Below are 18349 nucleotides of genomic sequence, written 5' to 3' on the forward strand. Positions count from 1 at the left end.
CAGGCGGGCAGTTTCCCGGTCAGGCGGGCAGTTGCGCGCCGGTCAGCAGGCCGGTGATGCGCAGTTCGTCGGCCACGGCCGGTGGACAGTCGACCACCACGGCGGCGGTGCCGACCGGCTCGGCGCCCCGGGCCGCACAGATGTCGTAGAGGGCGCGAACCTGGGCGGCGGTGGCCACCCAGTCGTCCACCACCAGCACCCGGTCGCCCGGACCGAGGTGCCGGTCGCGGACGGCGAGGTGGACCTGCCGTCCGCGGAAGTCGGGCGGGCTCTGCGCCCAGGTCAGTGGTCCGGCGGGCAGCCGTCCGTCGCCGGGCTTGTGCGCCGGCACGAATCCCACGCCGAGGGCGGTGGCCGCCAGCGGCCCGAGGAGGAACCCGGTGACGGCCGGTGCGACGACCACCGTGGGCCGGGCCGCCCGGAACGGTCCGACCAGCGCGGGCCCCAGGGCGGCGAGCGTGCCGGGGTCACGCCACCAGCCGGAGACGTCGCTGACCAGGTGGCTGGCGCCCGGTCCCGGATCGATCCACGCGAACAGCTCGACCAGGCGATTCCTCAGCTCAGCGGGCATGTCACCATCCTGCGCCAGCGCGACGGCGAGCACCGGGCCGCCCGGCCCACGGCGAATCGGATGATCAGCTTCACGTATCACCCTAATTCCGATCATACCAACATGATCACGTTGACTTCGGAAGTGCTTCTCTCGTTATGGTCCGACCCGATTTGATGCGCCGAGGAAAGGACCGGGCCGGTGGTTGGTAGGCACTCCCGTACCCGCAGGATCACCTCGCCGGCCGGGTTGACGGCCAGCGCGGTGGTCGCCGTCGCCCTCGCCGTCGGGGGCACCGTCGGCGCCGTCCGGCTGACCGCCGGTTCGGAGCCGGCCCGGCCGGCCGCGATCGACCTCTCGCCCACCCTGGACGGCGCCGGCTCGCCGACGGCGTCGCCGAGCGGCAGTGCCGGCGCCTCGCCGACGGCCACGGCGAGTCCGACGCCGATCCGCACCACGCAGGCGCCGTCCCGCAGCAAGCAACGTACGGCCAGCCCGACGCCGAAGCCGACGGCCAAGAAGACGACGGCCAAGAAGACGACGGCCCGGCCGGTGGTCGACACCGGCTCGTGTGGCGCGTCGTTCTACTCGCAGGGGCAGCTGACCGCCAACGGCGAGACGTTCAACCCCGAGGAGTTGACGGCCGCGCACAAGACGCTGCCCTTCGACACCAGGGTCCGGGTGACCAACCCGACCAACGGGAAGTCGGTCACCGTCCGGATCAACGACCGCGGCCCGTTCATCGACGGCCGCTGCCTGGACCTGTCGCGGGCCGCGTTCGCCGAGATCGCCTCGCTCGACCTCGGCCACGTCGAGGTCCGGTACGAGGTGCTGGGCTGAGCCCGTGTCGCGCGGTGGTCGGCTCCGGGCCGCGCTCCTCGCGGCCAGAACCGTTTCGTCCGACGAGCCAGGGTCGTTCTTTCACCCCCATCCATCGGGCATGCTGTCGGATGTACGCACACAACTCCTCCAGCCGGGCCGCGGCCCGCTGAGCCCGGATCCCGCGCCGGCCTCGGCGCGGCCCTCGTGCTGCTCGCGATCGTCTCGGCGGTCGAGCTGGCGGACGGTCGCACGGCGAACTACATCGCGCTGATGGTGGCCGCCCCGTTCCTGGCCGCGGCACTCGCGTCCTGGCGCATCGTGCTCGGCGTCGGCACCGCGACCTCGGTGCTCGGAGCGGCCTTCGCCATGGCCGAACGGACCGTGACGCTCTCCACGGCCGTCGCAGTGGTCGGCATCGTGCTGGGCACCGGCATCGCGGCGGCGGTGGCGGCGGTGCGGGAACGGCAGGCGGAGCAGATCGCCGAGCTGTCGAGACTCGCGACGGTGGCGCAGCAGGCGGTGCTGCGTCCGCTCGGCCCCCGGGTGGGCGCGCTGTCGGTGGCCGGGCGGTACATCTCGTCGACCGCCACCGCGGAGATCGGCGGTGACCTCTACGAGGCGATCGACACTCCGTACGGTGTACGAATGATCATCGGTGACGTGCGCGGCAAGGGCCTGGAGGCGGTCCGGTTGGCGAGCATCGTGCTTGGTTCGTACCGGCACGTCGCGTACGAGCGGGCCGACCTGCGTGCCGTGGTGACGGACCTGGATCGGGCGGTGGCCCGTAACGTCGGCGACGAGGACTTCGTCACGGCGGCACTGGTGGAGGAGCGGGGCGGCACCCTCACCATCGTCAACTGTGGACATCCGGCGCCGCTGCTGCTGCGCCGGGGTGCGGTGATTCCCCTCGAACCGCCGGCACCGGCGCCTCCGCTGGGTTTCAAGCCGGCGGTCCGGCCGCGGGTGGAACGGCTGGAGCCGGGCGACCGGTTGCTGCTGTTCACCGACGGGCTCGGTGAGGCGCGGCGGGACGGCGAGTTCTTCCCCACCGCCGACCGTGCCTGGCGGCTGCTCGGGCACGGCACCGTGGGCGACGGTCTCGCCTCGCTGGAGACCGCCCTGGTCGAATGGGTGCACGGCCGGCTGGACGACGACATCGCGCTGGTCCTGATGGAGTACACGGGCTCGCCGGGCGGTGCGACCGTGCCGGTGCCGAGCTGGGAGGTCGGCGCGGCCGAGGGGTGAGGCCCGCGCTGTCCGGTGCCCGCGACCCCGGCTGACCGGAACCTGAACCGCAGGTGTGTGATCGCTGTCACTTCCCGGGGTGGCTTGTCGGTGTCTACCCGCGAGTAATACAGTCAGGGTTACTGATCGGTAACACCTGTCCGGAAGCGGGGCCAGCGACATGACCCACTACAAGAGCAACCTTCGGGACCTCGAATTCAACCTGTTCGAGGTGTTCGGGGCGGACCGGGCGTTCGGCCAGGAGCCGTACTCCGACCTCGACATCGACACCGCGCGGAGCTTCCTCGCCGAGGTCGACCGGCTGGCTCGGGGTGACCTGGCCACCAGCTACCAGGACAGCGATCGCAACCCACCGGTCTTCGACCCGACCACGCACACCGCGCCGCTGCCGGAGTCGTTCAAGAAGTCGTACCGGGCGTTCATGGAGTCCGAGTTCTGGCGCCTGGACCTGCCGCCGGAACTGGACGGCACCAACGCCCCCCGGGCGCTGTGGTGGGCGCTCGCCGAGCTGGTGCTCGGCTCGAACGCCCCGGTCTGGATGTACGCCTCCGGCCCGTCCTTCGCGCACGTGCTGCACGTCGAGGGCACCGAGCGGCAGAAGAAGTGGGCCAAGCTCTTCATCGATCGGCAGTGGGGCTCGACGATGGTGCTGACCGAGCCGGACGCCGGCTCGGACGTCGGCGCCGGGCGTACCCGCGCGATCCCGCAGCCGGACGGCTCCTGGCACATCGAGGGTGTCAAGCGCTTCATCACCTCGGGTGAGCACGACCTGACCGACAACATCGTCCACTACGTGCTGGCCCGGCCGGTCGGCGTGGCGGGCGTGGGCGGCCCGGGCACAAAGGGCCTGTCGCTCTTCGTCGTGCCGAAGTACCACTTCGACGAGAGCACCGGCGAGTTGGGCGAGCGCAACGGCGTCTTCGCCACCAACGTCGAGCACAAGATGGGGCTGAAGGTCTCCAACACCTGCGAGGTGACCTTCGGCGAGCACGGCGTACCGGCCAGGGGCTGGCTGCTCGGCGAGAAGCACGACGGCATCCGGCAGATGTTCATGATCATCGAGTATGCCCGGATGATGGTCGGCACCAAGGCGATCGCCACCCTCTCCACCGGTTACCTGAACGCCCTGGAGTACGCCAGGAACCGGGCGCAGGGCGCCGACCTGACCCAGATGACGGACAAGAGCGCCCCCCGGGTGACCATCACCGCGCACCCGGACGTGCGCCGCTCGCTGCTGTTGCAGAAGTCGTACGCCGAGGGCCTGCGGGCCCTGGTCCTCTACACCGCCTCCTGGCAGGACAAGATCGCCATCGCCGAGGCGGCCGGCGACGAGAAGGCCACCAGGCTGGCCAAGCGGGTCAACGACCTGCTCCTCCCGCTGGTCAAGGGGGTCGGCTCCGAGCGGGCCTACGAGCTGCTCGGGCACGAGTCGCTACAGACCTTCGGCGGCTCCGGCTTCCTCCAGGACTACCCGCTGGAGCAGTACGTCCGGGACGCCAAGATCGACACCCTGTACGAGGGCACCACGGCGATCCAGAGCCTCGACCTGATCTTCCGGAAGATCGTCCGGGACAACGGCAAGGCGCTGATGGCGGTGGCCGGTGAGATCCAGGAGTTCATCGCCACCGAGGCGGGCAACGGTCAGCTCAAGGAGGAGCGTCAGGCGCTCGGCAAGGCGCTCGCCGAGATCCAGAGCATTCTCGGCGTGATGACCGGGTGGCTGGGCGAGGTGGGCAGCGGTGACACCCGGGCCGTCTACAAGGTCGGGCTGGGCAGCCGGCGGTTCCTGCTGGCGCTCGGCGACCTGGTGGTCGGCTGGCTGTTGCAGAGGCAGGCCGACGTGGCGCTGAAGGCGCTGGCCGGCGAGGTGTCGGCCGCCGACCAGGCGTTCTACACCGGGAAGGTGGCCGCGGCCCGGTTCTTCGCCCGCGAGGTGCTGCCCCGCATCGGCGCCGACCGGCGGATCATCGAGGGCGCCGACCTGGACATCATGGACCTCCCGGAGGAGGCGTTCTGACCCGACCGGCAGCCGGGCGGCCGGTGGGCTTCGGTCCGTCGGCCGCCCCGGCCCGCCGGTGGTCGGTGATCGGGGCCGATGACCGCCGGGTGCTCGGGGCGCTAGTCTGCACGGCGTGAAGTGGCCAACCGGTCAGACCCTGCGGCAGCGCGTGCTGCTCCCGGTGGTCGGCGTATCGATCCTGCTCACCGCCAATGTCCCGCCACTGTACGACTTCTCGAGCAACTGGTTGCACGAGCGCAAGATCAACAGTGTGGAGTATCAACGGGAGCACGGTTCCTGGCAGATTCTCGAACTGCCGGAAGACCGGCGGGTCAACGCCATCCACGCGGCACTGCTGCCCACCGGCAAGGTCCTGCTGGTCGCCGGGTCGGGCAACGTTCGCGACCAGTTCGAAGCCGGCACGTTCCGCACGCTGCTGTTCGACCCGGCGACCAACGCCACCGAACTGGTCGACACCCCGGTGGACCTGTTCTGCTCCGGCCACGCGTTCCTGCCCGACGGTAACCTGCTCGTCGCCGGCGGCACCCAGCGTTACGAGGTCCTCGAAGAGGACGTCAAACGTGCCGGCGGCACCATGGTGGTCAAGAACGAGTCCCCCGACGGCGGTCCGCGCAGCTTCGTCAAGGGCACCGAGTTCGTCGCGCCCGACGGCCGGCGCTACACCGCCGGCGAGGACTTCGTGATCCCGCCGGCCACCAAGACGGTCGAGCGGATCGAGCCCGGGGATCCCGACCACGATCCGGGCCACGCCGACGCCGACCACCCCGCCGAACGGGTCACCGTCACCGCCAGCGAGACCGCGATCTGGGTCGACGCCGCCGGCTTCGGCGACGAGTACGTCGTCGACCGGCAGACCCAGTACCGGTTGAACGCCCTGGTCGGCACCGACGCGGAGAACATCTACGGCCTCGCCGAGGCCATCACCATGGACAAACAGGACTACCAGGGTCTGGCCGACGCGTTCGAGTTCAACCCGTGGACCGAGCGCTACGAACGGGTCGACGACATGTTCGAGAAGCGCTGGTACCCGACGCTGACCGGGTTGCCCGACGGGCGGGTGCTGACCGTGTCCGGTCTCGACGGCAGCGGCCGGATCCTCGACGGCACGCAGAACGAGATCTACGACCCGGCCACCCGGAGCTGGACGTCGCGGCCCGACCTGGAACGCTACTTCCCGACCTATCCCAGCCTGTTCCAGACCGCCGTGCGGGATCGGCTGTTCTACAGCGGCTCCAACGCCGGCTACGGACCGGAGGAGCAGGGCCGAGACCCCGGCTTCTGGGACCTCGGCGACAACACGTTCACCCAGGTCGAAGGGTTGCGCGACACCGACCAGCTGGAGACCAGCATGAGTGCCTGGATCGGCCCGGTCCAGGACCAGCGGATCATGGTCGTCGGCGGGGGTGGCGTCGGTGAGTCCGAGCTGTCCACCGAGCGGATCGACATCATCGACCTGGACGGCCCCGAGCCGCGGTTCACCCCCGGCCCGGATCTGCCGGAGGGCACCCGCTACCCCAACCTGGTGCAGTTGCCGGACGACACCACCCTGATCACCAACGGGTCCAACGACTACCGGGGCCGAAGCGCCAGCGACAACCACACCGCACGGATCTACCACCCGGATTCCGACACCCTCACTGTCGCCGCCGACCCGCGGGTCGGCCGCAACTACCACGCGGCGGCGCTGCTGCTGCCCGACGGGCGGGTGCTCACCGTCGGCTCCGACCCGCTGTTCCGCGATGCCAAGAACAGCATCAGCGGCGAATTCGAGCAGCGGCTGGAGCTGTTCTCGCCGCCGTACCTGTTCCGCGGCGACCGCCCCCGGCTCGGCACCGTGCCGCCGGAGGTCAAGCGGGGTGAGAAGGTCAGCATCACCACCGCGGACGCGGCCCGCATCGACAGGCTGCGACTGATCCGGCCCGGCGCCGCCACCCACATGCTCAACAACGAGCAGCGCTCGGTGGCGGTCGAGTTCACCGCCGAGGCGGGCCAGCTGGAGCTGACCATGCCGCGCAAGGCCGGCGTGCTGCTCTCCGGGCCGTACCTGTTGTTCGCCGTCGACAGCGACGGGGTCCCGTCGATCGGCGTACCGGTGATGGTGTCCTGACCCGTCGGCGTCCCGGCGTCAGTCGCCGGCCAACCGGAGGGCGTAGTCGGACCACCACCGGCCGGCCGGCGGCTCGCCGGGCCGGCAGGCACCGTCGGACTCGCCCGGCCGTTTGATCCACAACAGCGCGTCGACGCGGTCCAGACCGGCCGACGTGGTCGGCGCCGCACCGAGCCGGCGACCCGGCGGGTTGCACCAGGCCGGACCGCCGTCGACGGTCGCCCGCTCTACCGGCCCGGCACCGTTGCGGCTGGTGTCGACGACGAACCGGGTACGACCGCCGAGCGCGTCGGACAACCGCCGGCCGTAGTCGACGTTCTCCGACGTACGGATGAAGTTCGAGACGTTGAGCGTGAAGCCGTCGGCCTGCTCGATCCCGGCCGCACGCAGCGCCCTCGACAGCCGGGACACGTCCCGGACCCAGCGGGGGTGGCCGGCGTCGAGGTAGACCTGGGCGGTGCCGGTCTGCTTGAGGACGGCGACCGCGTCGGCCAGCAGCGCCAGCCGGTCGTCGCCGTCGGCACAGTCGTCCAGGCTGTGGGCCACCGCGTCCGGTTCGACGATCACCGTCACCGGCCGGCTGCCGATGCCGGCGGCGAAGTTGCGGATCCACGTCCGGTAGTCGTCGCCGTCCGGTGCACCGCCACCGCTGAAGCTGCCGCAGTCGCGGCCCGGGATGTGATAGGCCACCAGCACCGGCATCCCGCCGGATCCGGCGGCCCGGGTCAGCACCGCGTCGACCGCCGACTGCACCTGCGCCGTGGGGTCGGTGATCCAGACTGCCGCCGGCTGCTCGCTGATCCGCCGGATCCGGTCGGCGTCGTCGGTGCGGCCGGCGTTCTCCCACGCGGTGACCTGTTCGGCTGCGGCACCGGTGGGGTCGACGAAGAGTTTCGCGCCCGCCAGCCTCACCGGCGCGTCACCCGAGCGGGTCGGTCCCGCGCTCGTCGCGGTGCCCGGCTCCGGAGTCGAATCGGGGGCCGGTCGGGCCTCCGGTCGTCCACAACCAGCCGAAACCAGCAGGAGCGCTACCGTGGGCAGGGCGAGCACCGACCAGCGGGGCAGCGAAAACAACACCGTTCGTCCTCCGTCGCGGGCGTAGCGCATCGCCGAGACTAGCTCAACCAGCCGGTAACGGCGGTGCCGTACGATCGCGCAGAACCGTCGACCAGGGCGTGGTGTCGGCGGCAATGCGAGCAGGATGGCAGGGCTGTTACCGGTGACCGATTCCCTGGACATTCCGGTGTATGGGCGATCCTGGGCTCGTCTCGAAGCGTTCAGCAGGATCGCCGGCCCGTTGACCGAGCCGCCGGACGGCCAGCCCTATCGGGTGCGGTACCGCAGCATGCACCGGGTGACGGGGAACCGGCGGATCGTCACCGCGGCCGGCATCGCGTTGGCGAACATCTGCTTCGAGGTCGTCTTCCTCATCTGGCTGCTACAGCCCGGGCACCTCGCCGACACCAATCCGGGGCCGGTCGCCGAGCTGGCCCGGGTCGCCAACGTCTTCGTCATCTGCTCGATCCTCGCCGTCGAGGCGTTACGGCTGATCAACGTCCTGTCGTTGTCGCTCGCCTCGGTCATCGCCCGGGACCCGATTCCGGTGACACCACCGCCCAGGCTGAAGGTCGCCTTCCTCACCACCATCGTGCCGAGCAAGGAGCCGATCGCGGTGGTGCGGGACACGCTGCGCGCCGCCACCCGGATCCGCCATCGCGGGGTGTTCGACGTCTGGCTGCTCGACGAGGGCGACGACCCCGACGTCAAGGCGATGTGCGCGGGACTGGGTATCCGGCATTTCACCCGCAAGGGCGCGGCGAACTACAACCAGCCGCGCGGCCCGTTCCGGGCCAGGACCAAGCACGGCAACTACAACGCCTGGGTCGACGCACACGGCGACGCGTACGACGTGTTCCTCTCGGTCGACCCCGACCATGTGCCGCTGGCCAACTTCGCCGAGCGGATTCTCGGCTACTTCCGTGACCCGGACGTCGCCTACGTCGTCGGTCCGCAGTGCTACAAGAACGGCGAGGCCTTCGTCACCCGCGCTGCCGAGTCGCAACAGTTCCCGTTCCACAGCGTGATCCAGCGGGCGGCCAACTCGTACGGCACGTCGATGCTGGTCGGCACCAACAACGCGATCCGGATCCGCGCGCTGCGCGACATCGGTGGCCTCAGCGACTCGATCACCGAGGACATGGCGACGGGGTTGGCCGTGCACACCACCCGCAATCGCGCCACCGGCCGGCGGTGGAAGTCGGTCTACACCCCCGACGTACTCTCCGCGGGTGACGGTCCGTCCAGTTGGAGCGACTACTTCTCGCAGCAACGCCGATGGTCCCGGGGGACCTTCGAGCTGCTGTTCGGCCGCTACTGGCTACGCTTTCCCCGGCTCTCCGTCGGCGGCATGCTGCACTACACGCTGATCACCACGTTCTACCCGTCGATGGCGATCGCCTGGTTGCTCGGCATCGTCAACGCGCTGCTGTTCCTGGCCCTCGGGGTCACCGGCATGACCATCTCCCCGCAGCTCTGGTTCGCGCTGTACACCGACGCCACCGCGTTCTCCCTCTGGCTCTACCTGTACAACCGGCAGTACAACGTCAGCCCGTACGAGCCACCCGGCTCCCGTGGGCTCAAGGGCATGCTGATGTCGATCATTTCGGCGCCGATCTACGCCGGGCAGCTGGTCAGCACGCTGCTGCGCCGGCCGGCCCGGTTCGTGGTCACCCCGAAGGGGGCGCACAGCAGCAGCGACGGGCTTCACACGTTCCGGGCCCATCTGGGATGGCTGGCGGTGCTGGCCGCGGCGATCGTCGTCGCGTTCGTCCGTGGCTACGCCAGCCCCGCGGCGTTGCTCTGGCCGGTCGTCGCCCTGCTGATCTGCCTGGCCCCGATCGCACTGTGGCGGCGGGATCTCCGGATGACCGCTGCCGCGCCGGCCGCGGCGACCGACGGACCCGCGCCGATCCGGGAGGTGCGCACCCCGGACCGGGTCGGTGACATCACCATGGAAATCCCCCGCGTGCTCCGCGACGCGCATCTGGCCAGTCGGCTGGCCCGCGAGCAGCGGCCGGACGACCCCGCCGGCCCCCGGCCCAACCAGGTTGTCCGGCAGGCCGGCCCCCCTGCCGTCGAGCGGATCTGGACGCACGACACGGAGGGTAGGGGCCGGCCGGGGAGTTCGCCGGGCGGCGGTGCGGGTAACCCCACGGCTGGCGGGTAATCGTCGCCGGCCAGTCCGAGTACGCCCAGAGCAACCGCACGGGGGAGTGCCGCGCACATGGGCATTGGTAGTGGGATCTTCCTGATCGCGATCGGCGCGATCCTGACCTTCGCCATCCGGGCCAACGTCTGGTGGGTCGACCTGCGGGCGGTCGGCTGGGTCTTCATCCTGGCCGGACTGACCGTCCTGCTCACCACGCTCTGGTTCTGGCAGGACCGCCGTAAACGGGCACGGACGCTGATCGTGGAGGAGAACCGGCTCTCGCATCCCACCGCGATGATGCCGCCGCCTCCCGACCCGCCACCGCCGACCGCGCCGCCGAGCTGACCGGCCACCCGACCTGGCCGAGCCGGTGTGCCGGGCTCAGCCGCGGGCGGTGTGCCGGGCGCCGACGCCGGCCGCCCCGCCGGCCAGTGCCGCCCAGGGCACCGGGACGCGATGCACCACCAAGCCGCTGGTCCGCAGCCCGGCCGGGTCGGCGTGCAGCGGATCGAGCAGTTCGGACAGCAGTGAGATGCCCGGGTTGTGGGCGATCAGCAGAACCGTCGCGACCGTCGGCTCCACCCGCTTGACCAGGGTCAGTAGATCCTCCGGGTGCGCCTCGTACGCATCCGGTTCATAACGGACGACCGGTACCGGGCCGGCGGGACCGCTCTCCGGCGCCGAACCGGTCATTCCCATCTCGACGTCGTGCCAGGTCTGCCGGGTGCGCAGGGCCGCGGAGCAGAGCACCACCTCCGGCAGCAGCCCGTGCCGGGCGAGCCAGGCGCCGGCTGCCGCGGCGTCGGCCCGCCCCCGCGCGACAAGCGGACGTTCCGCATCCGGGCCGTCCGCTGTGGGCTGTTCGGCCTTGGCGTGTCGCAACAGCACGAGCGTCCGTTCGTCGACCGGGGTGTCCGTCATGCCCCCAGCTTGCCCGATTGGAGTTCTCCGTGCCGGGGTAGTCCCTCGGTGCCGCAACCTCATCGGTGGCCGCGGCGGAGTGGAATGCCAGCTTCGATAGCCAAGGAGACGATGATGGGCATCGGTGGCAGTATTTTCCTGATCGCGCTGGGTGCGATCTTCGCGTTCGCGGTGGAGGCGGAGGTCGGCTGGCTCGACCTGAGCGTCGTCGGTTGGGTGTTGATGCTCGCGGGCGTCGCCGGCCTGATCGTGACCCTCTACTTCTGGAACTCGCGTCGGCGCACGGTCGCCCCGGTGCGCGAGGAGCGGGTGGTCGCCGACCGTACCGTGCCGGTGCAGGACGACCGGGTGGTGCAGGAGTACCGCGAGGTGCGCCGGCCCGGTCCCCCCGTCTGACCTTCGGCGAACGGCCGGCGCGGGGGTGGTGCACGCACCACCCCCACCGTCGTGCCGGCCGGGTCAGGCGAACAGTGCGAAGTAGATGGCGATGTGGTGGCAGATCGCGGCGACCAGCGTGCAGGCGTGGAAGAACTCGTGGTGGCCGAAGACGTTGGGCCACGGATCGGGGCGCCGCAGCGCGTAGAAGACCGCGCCGACCGTGTAGACGGCGCCGCCCACGGCGAGCAGCACCAACGGAGTCACTCCGCCCTGGTGGAGGATGTCGGGCAGCATCGCCACCGACACCCAGCCGAGGGCCAGGTAGAGCGGCGCGGAGACCCAGCGGGACGCGTGCGGCCAGACCAGCTTGAGCGCCACGCCGGCCAGTGCGCCGCCCCAGACCACCGACAGCATTATCACGGCGTCGCGGGTCTCCAGCAGCAGCAGGCAGAAGGGCGTGTACGTGCCGGCGATGAACAGGAAGATCATCGAATGGTCCATCCGGCGCATGACCGCGAAGCCGCGCGCCGACCACACCCGACGGTGGTAGAGCGCGCTGGTGCCGAACAGTCCGCAGACGGTGAGGCTGTAGACGGCGGAGCTGATCAGGGGGGTCCAGCCGGGACGGGTGGCGGCGATCGAGCAGAGCACGATGCCGCAGACCAGGGCGACGAAGAACGCGTACGTGTGCAGCCAGCCGCGCATCCGGGGTTTCCCGATGTCGACCGGCTTGAGCCGGGGGCGTGCTGAGGTGGTCACGCCCTTAGGTTACGGCAGCGTAGGTTACCTTCGGGTAGTGTAACTGGTCACGCCGTCCGACCAGCGGACGACGCGAACACGTCCGCCGGGCCGGGATGATGGCGCAATGCGGATCAGACCGGTCGGCTCGCACGCCCTCCTGCTCGACCTCGCCGCGACCGACGCCGGCCCGCCCGCCCCGCAGGGACGGCAAGCGGAGGCCGCCGTCGCGGTGGAAGCCTGGCGGGCGGAGCTGTGGCACCGCCGCGCCCGGGGTGAACTGGTCGCCGCCGAGATCGTGCCGGCCGCCGCCACCGTGCTCCTCGACGGCGTCCCGGACCCAGCCGCCACCGCGTCCCGGATCGCCACCTGGACACCCGCCACCACGCCCGAGGTGACCGGCACCGCCGCCGGCAGCGTCGAGGTTCCCGTCACGTACGACGGGGAGGACCTGCCGCGCGTCGCCGAACACTGGGGGGTGGACGTGGCACACGTCGTGCGCCGCCTGCGGGACACCGAGTTCCGGGTGGCGTTCTGCGGCTTCGCGCCCGGCTTCGGCTACCTGAGCGGTCTGCCCGCCGAACTGGCGGTGCCCCGGCTCGCCACCCGCGCCCCGGGTGCCGGCGGGGTCGGTCGCGCTGGCCGGCCCGTACGCCGGGATCTACCCGACCGCGTCGCCCGGTGGCTGGCTGCTGGTCGGGCGGACCGGGCGGACCCTGTTCGACGTGACGGCCGACCCGCCCGCCCTGCTCACCCCGGCACCCGGGTCCGGCTGGTGCCGGCCGGGTCGAACCGGTGAACGGGTGGCCGGCGGTGGCCGGCGGCGAGGTCGAGGTGCTCCGCGCCGGGGCGCTGACCACCGTGCAGGACCTGGGCCGGCCGGGCTGGGCGCACCTCGGCGTGCCCCGCTCCGGTGCACTCGACCCGGCGGCGCTGCGGCTGGCCAACCGCCTGGTCGGCAACCCGGAGTCCGCGGCCGGGCTGGAGTTGACCCTCACCGGCTGCACGTTGCGACCGACCCGGGCCACCACGGTCGCCGTGGTGGGAGCCGAGGCCGACGTGCGGGTCGGCGACCGGCCCGGTGACCCCGGACGCCCGCTGGCCGTACCGGCTGGGGCGGTGCTGCGGATCGGTCCCGCCCGACGGGGCCTGCGCTGCTGGCTCGCGGTGGCCGGCGGGATCGCCGTCGCACCGGTGCTGGGCAGCCGGGCCACCGACACCCTCGCCGGCCTCGGGCCGGCACCACTGCGCGACGGTGACCTGCTGCCGCTGGGCGCGCCGACCGGCCCACCCGCCCCCGTCGACCTCACCGTGCCGCTCACCCCACCGACGGAACTACGCCTCGCGGTGCGGCTCGGCCCCCGGCACGACTGGTTCACCCCGGCCGCCCTGGACCGGCTGCTCGGCACGGCGTACGAGGTCAGTCCGTTGACCAATCGGGTCGGTGCGCGGCTGACCGGCGCACCGCTGCCCCGCGCGGTGGCCGGTGAGCTACCCAGCGAAGGGCTCGTCCTCGGCGCGGTGCAGGTGCCGGCGGACGGCCAACCGTTGATCTTCCTCGCCGACCATCCCACCACCGGTGGTTATCCGGTCATCGCGGTGGTGGACGACGTGACCCCGCTCGCGCAGGCCCGCCCAGGCACTACGGTGAGGTTTCATGGACCTCAACGCTGACCTGGGCGAGGGATTCGGCATCTGGCGGCTCGGCGACGACGAGGCCCTGCTGGACCTGGTCACCTCCGCCAACGTCGCCTGCGGCTTCCACGCCGGAGACCCGTCCACGATGCGCCGGGTCTGTGCAGCCGCCGCCGAGCGGGGCGTCGCCATCGGCGCCCAGGTCGGCTACCGGGACCTTGCCGGCTTCGGCCGGCGGCACATCGCGTACGACTTCGCGGAGCTGCGCGACGAGACCCTCTACCAGCTCGGCGCGCTGGACGCCTTCTGCCGGGCCTACCGCAGCCGGGTCCGCTACCTCAAGCCGCACGGGGCGCTGTACCACGCCGCCGCCTGCGACGAGATGCAGGCGACGGCGCTCGTCGCGGCGATCGGCGACCACGACCGGGACCTGCCGGTGCTCTGCCCACCCGGCTCCGTGCTGGCCCAACTCGCCCAGGGGGCCGGAATCCGGGTGGTGGCCGAGGGATTCGCCGACCGCAACTACCTGCCCAACGGCCAACTGGTGCCGCGTACCTCGCCGGACGCGCTGGTCACCGACCCGCACGAGGTGGCCCGCCGGGCGGTGCGGATGGCCACCGAACGGGTCGTGGTCGCCGTCGACGGCAGCGCCATCCCGTGCCCGGTGGAGTCCGTCTGCCTGCACGGCGACAGCCCCGGTGCGGTGGCCGCCGCGGAACTCGTCCGCGCCGCCCTCATCGACGCCGGGGTCACCCCCGCCCCGTTCGGCTGAAACCGCCGCGCCGTCAGCCGGCGTCCATGCCGCGCAGGACCAGCGGCAGGCGGGCCGCGGCGCCGTCGACGACGCGCACCGGCACGCCCCAGTCCTGCCGGGTGAGGTGGCAGGCCGCATGCTCCACGTCGGCGTCGCAGGTCGCCGCCTGGGCGGTGACCTGGAGCACCCCGTCGGGCACCGAGCCGTCGATCACCAGACGCCGGGACAGCTCGGTGCTGGTACCCGACCCCTCGACCAGCAGCTCGGGCGGCGACGCGGAAACCACCAACCGGGTCGACGGCCCGTACGTCTCGTCCAGCTTCTGTCCCGGCGCCGGGGTGAAGACGACGTCCAGGACCACCTCGCCGGCGGTCAGCTCGGTCGGCCTGCGTTCGGTGCGGCGCCGGGGGCCGTCGACCGTGTCCGCCCCGGCCGCCGAGAGCGCGCCCGGGGCCAGCCGGGTGATCCGGTGCCCGGCGGACTCCACCACCAGCACCGCGCCGTCGGGGGTGAGGACCAGGTCGCTCGGCTCGGCGAGGCCGGTGGCCACGGTGGCGACCCGGTCGCCGACCGGGTCGTACCGGCGCACGGAGCCGTTGTACGTGTCGGCGATCAGCACCGAGCCGTCGGGCAGGGCGCAGACGCCGAGCGGATGTTGCAGCAGGGCCTGCGCCGCCGGCCCGTCCACGTGACCGAAGTCGAACAGACCCTGGCCGACGGCGGTGCCCAGGACACCGTCCTCGACGTACCGGATGGCGCTGGTCTCGCTGTCGGCGACCCAGAGACGGGCGCCGTCGCCGGAGACCGCGAGCCCGGACGGCTGAGCCAGCCACGCCTGCGCCAGCGGCCCGTCGCGCAGCGCCTCCACGGTCGTGCCGGCGTACATGCCGGCGGTCCGCCTGATCGGATCGAACCACCACAGCTGGTGGATGCCGGCCATGGCGATGACGAGCTTGTCGTCGTACCAGGCGAGGTCCCAGGGCGAGGAGAGATCGACCGAGAGCGCGTCGTGCGCGTGGTCGTCGACCGCGGACCGCCACTGCCGCCCGGTGCCGGCCACGGTGACCACCTCGCCGGTGGCCAGCCGTACGCCGCGCAGCAGATGGTTGACCGTGTCGGCGACCACCAGGTCGTAGCCGGCGACCTCGGCGACCTGCGCCGGGAGCAGGCACAGCCCTTGCGGCTCGGAGAAGGTGGCGACATCGGCCGGCCCGTCGGCCCGGCCCCGGCTGCCGGTGCCGATCGTCCGGGCGACGGTCTCGCCGTCGGCGGCCAACTCGACCACCCGGTGCCGCGCCGAGTCGGTGACCAGCAGGCCGCCGCCGGGCAGCGCCACCGCCTTGCCCGGGAAGCGCAGGGTGGTCCGCGGCTCGGCCGGCGGCACGTACGGGCCGTCGCCCCGGTGCAGCGTGCCGCGGCCCTCGTGGGTGGCGACCAGGTCGTCGATCAGCCGCGCCAGCCCGTCGGCGTGCCCCTCGCCGGCCATCGTCGCGACCACGTAGCCCTCCGGGTCGATCACCGCGAGGGTCGGCCAGGCGCGGGCCGCGTACTGCTGCCACATGTCCAGCTCGGGATCATCGAGTACGGGGTGGTGCACGCCGTACCGCTCGACCGCCGCGGCCAGCGCGTCCGGGTCCTTCTCGTGCTCGAACTTCGGCGAGTGCACGCCGATCACCACGAGGACGTCGGCGTACTTCTCCTCGATCGGCCGCAGCTCGTCCAGCACGTGCAGGCAGTTGATGCAGCAGAAGGTCCAGAAATCCGCAATCACGATCTTGCCCCGCAGGTCGGCGAGCGTCAGCTCCCGCCCGCCGGTGTTCAACCAGGCCCGGCCCCGAAGCTCGGGAGCCCGCACACGTGCACTCATGACCCCATCGTGCCTCACCAGCGGACGCCAACCGGTCGGACGGGGAGGTAGGAGAGGTGTACGTGACACTGCGCACGAAGACCCGCCCCGGCCGCCGGCAGGGGGATTGCCGGACGACCGGGGCGGGCGGCTCACTTCGGGGGGCGGACCGGAACCCAGTCCGTGAACCGCCGGTGCAGGCTCACGGGACGCGGGCCCGAATCCAGCTCGGCGAGCTGGGCGGCGGCCTCCTCCCGCAGCGTCACGAGGTAGACCATCAGGGCGGCCATGCTGCCCTTGTACTCCGCGAGCAGGCGCAGCTTCGCCGGGGAGCACGGCCACGCCGCGCCGCACGCCGCGCAGCGCCACGTCGGGCGGGACGGAATGTGGGCTTCGAGGTCGCCACTCACCCGGTCACGCTCGCGGCGCCGGAGCGCGGCCGGCAGCGACGCTCGTACGGGACGGGCGTCACCTTCACCGGGCGCAGGCCCTTCGGCATCAGGAACAGGGCCCGCCGCGCTGTCGCGTCCCCGTGCCGGTCGAGCTGATACACGTCGACCCAGGCCCACCCGTCGTACGTCGTCCGGCCCAGTGTCCGGATCACGCGGACCAAGACGGGCTTGACGAATTGCGGGGACGCTTCCCGGGTCAGGAGGTACACGCCGGGGGAGACCCGGGGGGTCACCGGACATCGCGGCGGTCGAGCCGGTCGGGCCAGCGCGAGGCGGATACGACGTTCGCGGGCTTTGACACAGGCACGGCGGGCCTCCTCGGTCAGCGCGGGATGGTTGGAAGGGGCCGCCCCGAAGGTCGCTCGCCGGATGGGGGCGGCCCCTGACGGCGCGACCAGCGGGCCACCCCGGGTCCTCCACTGGCTCGTGCCGTCTAGTGACACTCTGATGTGGAGACCGCTACTCTCGAAAGGTGCTTTTGGTGTCCGGGCTGAGCTGGCGAAACAGCCGTGGATCCGGTGGCGACATGGATAGTTGATCTTCATTCTGAGGAGCTCTGAATGCCTGACGTACCGACCCCCTTGGCGGCCTTCATCGTTAGCGAGATCCGTCGGGGCCGGGGGGTCGCTGGCATGACGCAGGAGGCGTTTGGGCGCGGCGCAGGGTTCAGCGCGTCCCATGTCAGCGCCGTTGAAGGCGGCACGCGGGCGCTGACGGCGGACTTCGTCCGAGGGGCTGACCGCGCGCTGAACACTGGTGGCCTGTTCGGGCGCCTAGCAATGGAACTGGGCGCCCCTTCCTGGTTTCTGCCGTGGCTCGATGCCGAACGCGGGGCGACGCAGCTTCGCTATTTCGAGCCGAACCTGATCCCGGGCCTGTTGCAGAGCGAGGCATACGCTCGCGCCGTCCTACGGCTCGACCCTCGGCTGACGGATGAGGAGGTAGATCGCCGGGTCGCTGGTCGACTTGAGCGGCAGGCCATCCTCACGCGCGAGTCCCCGCCTCGGATCGTCGTCGCCGTTGACGAAGGAGCGATCCGCCGAGCCGGCGACGGGGCTGAAAAACTGATGGCCGAACAACTCTTTCACCTTGTAGCTTGCGCAGAGCGACCCAATATCAGCGTCCACGTCATCCCGGTGGACGTTGGCCTTCACGCCGGGCTCTCCGGCCCACTGTCCCTGGCGCACATGCCGGACGGTAGCTGGATAGGGCACCTCGAAAGCCAGCTAGGCGGCGATGTGGTGGACCGGCCAGCCGACCTGGATACGCTCTTCGAGCGGTGGGAGAGCGTCCGTACCGAGGCTCTTCCCCGGAGGCAGTCCCTAGACCTGATCAAGGAAGTGGCGAACCAATGGACCTGAACGGCGCGCGGTGGCGAAAGGCCACCCGTAGCGGTACCAGCGGCGGCAACTGCGTCGAGGTGGCCGACAACCTTCCCGGCGTCGTCGGTGTGCGTGACTCGAAGGACCCGACCGGCCCGGCACTCGCCTTCGGGCCGGTGGCCTGGAAGGCGTTCGTCCGCCAGGTCGTTGATCGGGCCTGACCCCAGGCGCGCGAGAGCGCCCGTCCCCCGGGCAGGGGGCGGGCGCTCTTTGCTGTCCCGGGCCGAACGCGCGTCGGGCAGGCCCAGCGGTGCAGACCCGGCGGGGTCACGGTCTCCCGTGACCCCGTCG

17 protein-coding genes and 2 pseudogenes are annotated in these 18349 nt (G+C 71.6%); 12 read left to right on the forward strand and 7 right to left on the reverse strand.

The annotated features are described in order from the left end of the window. Nucleotides 1-19 precede the first annotated feature (19 nt). Nucleotides 20-571, reverse strand: coding sequence for a phosphoribosyltransferase family protein (locus tag KIF24_RS30040; RefSeq protein WP_221086898.1), 552 nt, complete (start codon nt 569-571; stop codon nt 20-22). A gap of 180 nt (nt 572-751) precedes the next feature. Here KIF24_RS30040 and KIF24_RS30045 point away from each other — a divergent pair, with 180 nt between their 5' ends. From KIF24_RS30045 to glxA, 4 genes and pseudogenes are all read left to right on the forward strand, one after another. Beyond that, complete coding sequence (locus KIF24_RS30045) at nt 752-1390, forward strand: septal ring lytic transglycosylase RlpA family protein (protein WP_221086899.1); 639 nt, start codon at nt 752-754, stop codon at nt 1388-1390. Nucleotides 1391-1490: 100 nt separating this feature from the next. Further along, nucleotides 1491-2617 (forward strand): annotated as a pseudogene (locus tag KIF24_RS30050) (PP2C family protein-serine/threonine phosphatase). Nucleotides 2618-2777: 160 nt separating this feature from the next. Continuing rightward, nucleotides 2778-4634 carry an acyl-CoA dehydrogenase gene (locus tag KIF24_RS30055; RefSeq protein WP_221086900.1) on the forward strand — a complete coding sequence of 619 codons (1857 nt, stop codon included), beginning with the start codon at nt 2778-2780 and terminating at the stop codon, nt 4632-4634. A 115-nt stretch (nt 4635-4749) separates the two neighbouring features. Next, on the forward strand, nt 4750-6744 hold the full coding sequence (glxA, locus tag KIF24_RS30060) for a radical copper oxidase GlxA (protein WP_221086901.1): 1995 nt from the start codon (nt 4750-4752) through the stop codon (nt 6742-6744). A gap of 18 nt (nt 6745-6762) precedes the next feature. Here the strand turns inward: glxA and KIF24_RS30065 are convergent, their stop codons facing one another. Further along, nucleotides 6763-7821, reverse strand: coding sequence for a glycoside hydrolase family 6 protein (locus tag KIF24_RS30065; protein WP_331461328.1), 1059 nt, complete (start codon nt 7819-7821; stop codon nt 6763-6765). A 142-nt stretch (nt 7822-7963) separates the two neighbouring features. Here KIF24_RS30065 and KIF24_RS30070 point away from each other — a divergent pair, with 142 nt between their 5' ends. Both KIF24_RS30070 and KIF24_RS30075 read left to right on the forward strand, forming a co-directional pair. Further along, nucleotides 7964-9970 (forward strand): glycosyltransferase family 2 protein, encoded by a 2007-nt coding sequence (locus tag KIF24_RS30070; RefSeq protein ID WP_331461329.1) that lies wholly within the window; start codon nt 7964-7966, stop codon nt 9968-9970. Between the two features lie 57 nt (nt 9971-10027). Then, entirely contained in the window at nt 10028-10297 is a 270-nt protein-coding gene (locus KIF24_RS30075) for a DUF6458 family protein (protein ID WP_221086904.1), read from the forward strand. Between the two features lie 36 nt (nt 10298-10333). Here KIF24_RS30075 and KIF24_RS30080 read toward each other — a convergent pair whose 3' ends face one another. Next, nucleotides 10334-10873: a SixA phosphatase family protein gene (locus KIF24_RS30080; RefSeq protein ID WP_230415979.1), complete on the reverse strand. Its 540-nt coding sequence runs from the start codon at nt 10871-10873 to the stop codon at nt 10334-10336. Nucleotides 10874-10987: 114 nt separating this feature from the next. Between KIF24_RS30080 and KIF24_RS30085 the strand changes: the two genes are divergently transcribed. Continuing rightward, nucleotides 10988-11269 (forward strand): DUF6458 family protein, encoded by a 282-nt coding sequence (locus tag KIF24_RS30085; RefSeq protein ID WP_221087625.1) that lies wholly within the window; start codon nt 10988-10990, stop codon nt 11267-11269. 63 nt (nt 11270-11332) lie between these two features. Here KIF24_RS30085 and trhA read toward each other — a convergent pair whose 3' ends face one another. After that, nucleotides 11333-12010 (reverse strand): PAQR family membrane homeostasis protein TrhA, encoded by a 678-nt coding sequence (gene trhA, locus KIF24_RS30090; protein WP_221086906.1) that lies wholly within the window; start codon nt 12008-12010, stop codon nt 11333-11335. Nucleotides 12011-12116: 106 nt separating this feature from the next. Between trhA and KIF24_RS30095 the strand changes: the two are divergent. From KIF24_RS30095 to KIF24_RS30105, 3 genes and pseudogenes are all read left to right on the forward strand, one after another. Further along, a pseudogene (locus KIF24_RS30095) lies at nt 12117-12788 on the forward strand (5-oxoprolinase subunit B family protein). Further along, nucleotides 12785-13663 (forward strand): 5-oxoprolinase subunit C family protein, encoded by an 879-nt coding sequence (locus KIF24_RS30100; protein WP_221086907.1) that lies wholly within the window; start codon nt 12785-12787, stop codon nt 13661-13663. The pseudogene KIF24_RS30095 and the gene KIF24_RS30100 overlap by 4 nt, the downstream one beginning before the upstream one ends. Then, the gene (locus KIF24_RS30105; RefSeq protein ID WP_221086908.1) at nt 13647-14396 is read left to right on the forward strand and encodes a LamB/YcsF family protein; all 750 of its coding nucleotides are present in this window, start codon (nt 13647-13649) and stop codon (nt 14394-14396) included. Before KIF24_RS30100 ends, KIF24_RS30105 begins: the two co-directional genes overlap by 17 nt. A gap of 13 nt (nt 14397-14409) precedes the next feature. On the opposite strand, the gene KIF24_RS30110 is transcribed toward KIF24_RS30105, so the two are convergent. The 3 genes from KIF24_RS30110 to KIF24_RS30120 form a co-directional block, all read right to left on the reverse strand. After that, on the reverse strand, nt 14410-16245 hold the full coding sequence (locus KIF24_RS30110; protein ID WP_221086909.1) for an NHL domain-containing thioredoxin family protein: 1836 nt from the start codon (nt 16243-16245) through the stop codon (nt 14410-14412). Between the two features lie 131 nt (nt 16246-16376). Next, nucleotides 16377-16634, reverse strand: coding sequence for a flavin reductase (locus KIF24_RS30115; RefSeq protein ID WP_221086910.1), 258 nt, complete (start codon nt 16632-16634; stop codon nt 16377-16379). Next, nucleotides 16631-16828 (reverse strand): hypothetical protein, encoded by a 198-nt coding sequence (locus KIF24_RS30120; protein WP_230415980.1) that lies wholly within the window; start codon nt 16826-16828, stop codon nt 16631-16633. Before KIF24_RS30120 ends, KIF24_RS30115 begins: the two co-directional genes overlap by 4 nt. A gap of 408 nt (nt 16829-17236) precedes the next feature. Between KIF24_RS30120 and KIF24_RS30125 the strand changes: the two genes are divergently transcribed. Both KIF24_RS30125 and KIF24_RS30130 read left to right on the forward strand, forming a co-directional pair. Continuing rightward, nucleotides 17237-18037: a helix-turn-helix domain-containing protein gene (locus tag KIF24_RS30125; RefSeq protein ID WP_221086912.1), complete on the forward strand. Its 801-nt coding sequence runs from the start codon at nt 17237-17239 to the stop codon at nt 18035-18037. Next, a complete protein-coding gene (locus KIF24_RS30130) occupies nt 18028-18219 on the forward strand; it encodes a DUF397 domain-containing protein (RefSeq protein ID WP_221086913.1) in 192 nt (63 codons plus the stop codon). The genes KIF24_RS30125 and KIF24_RS30130 overlap by 10 nt, the downstream gene beginning before the upstream one ends. The last annotated feature ends 130 nt before the right edge of the window (nt 18220-18349 follow it).

The sequence above is a fragment of the Micromonospora tarapacensis genome (assembly GCF_019697375.1).
GTDB lineage: Bacteria > Actinomycetota > Actinomycetes > Mycobacteriales > Micromonosporaceae > Micromonospora > Micromonospora tarapacensis.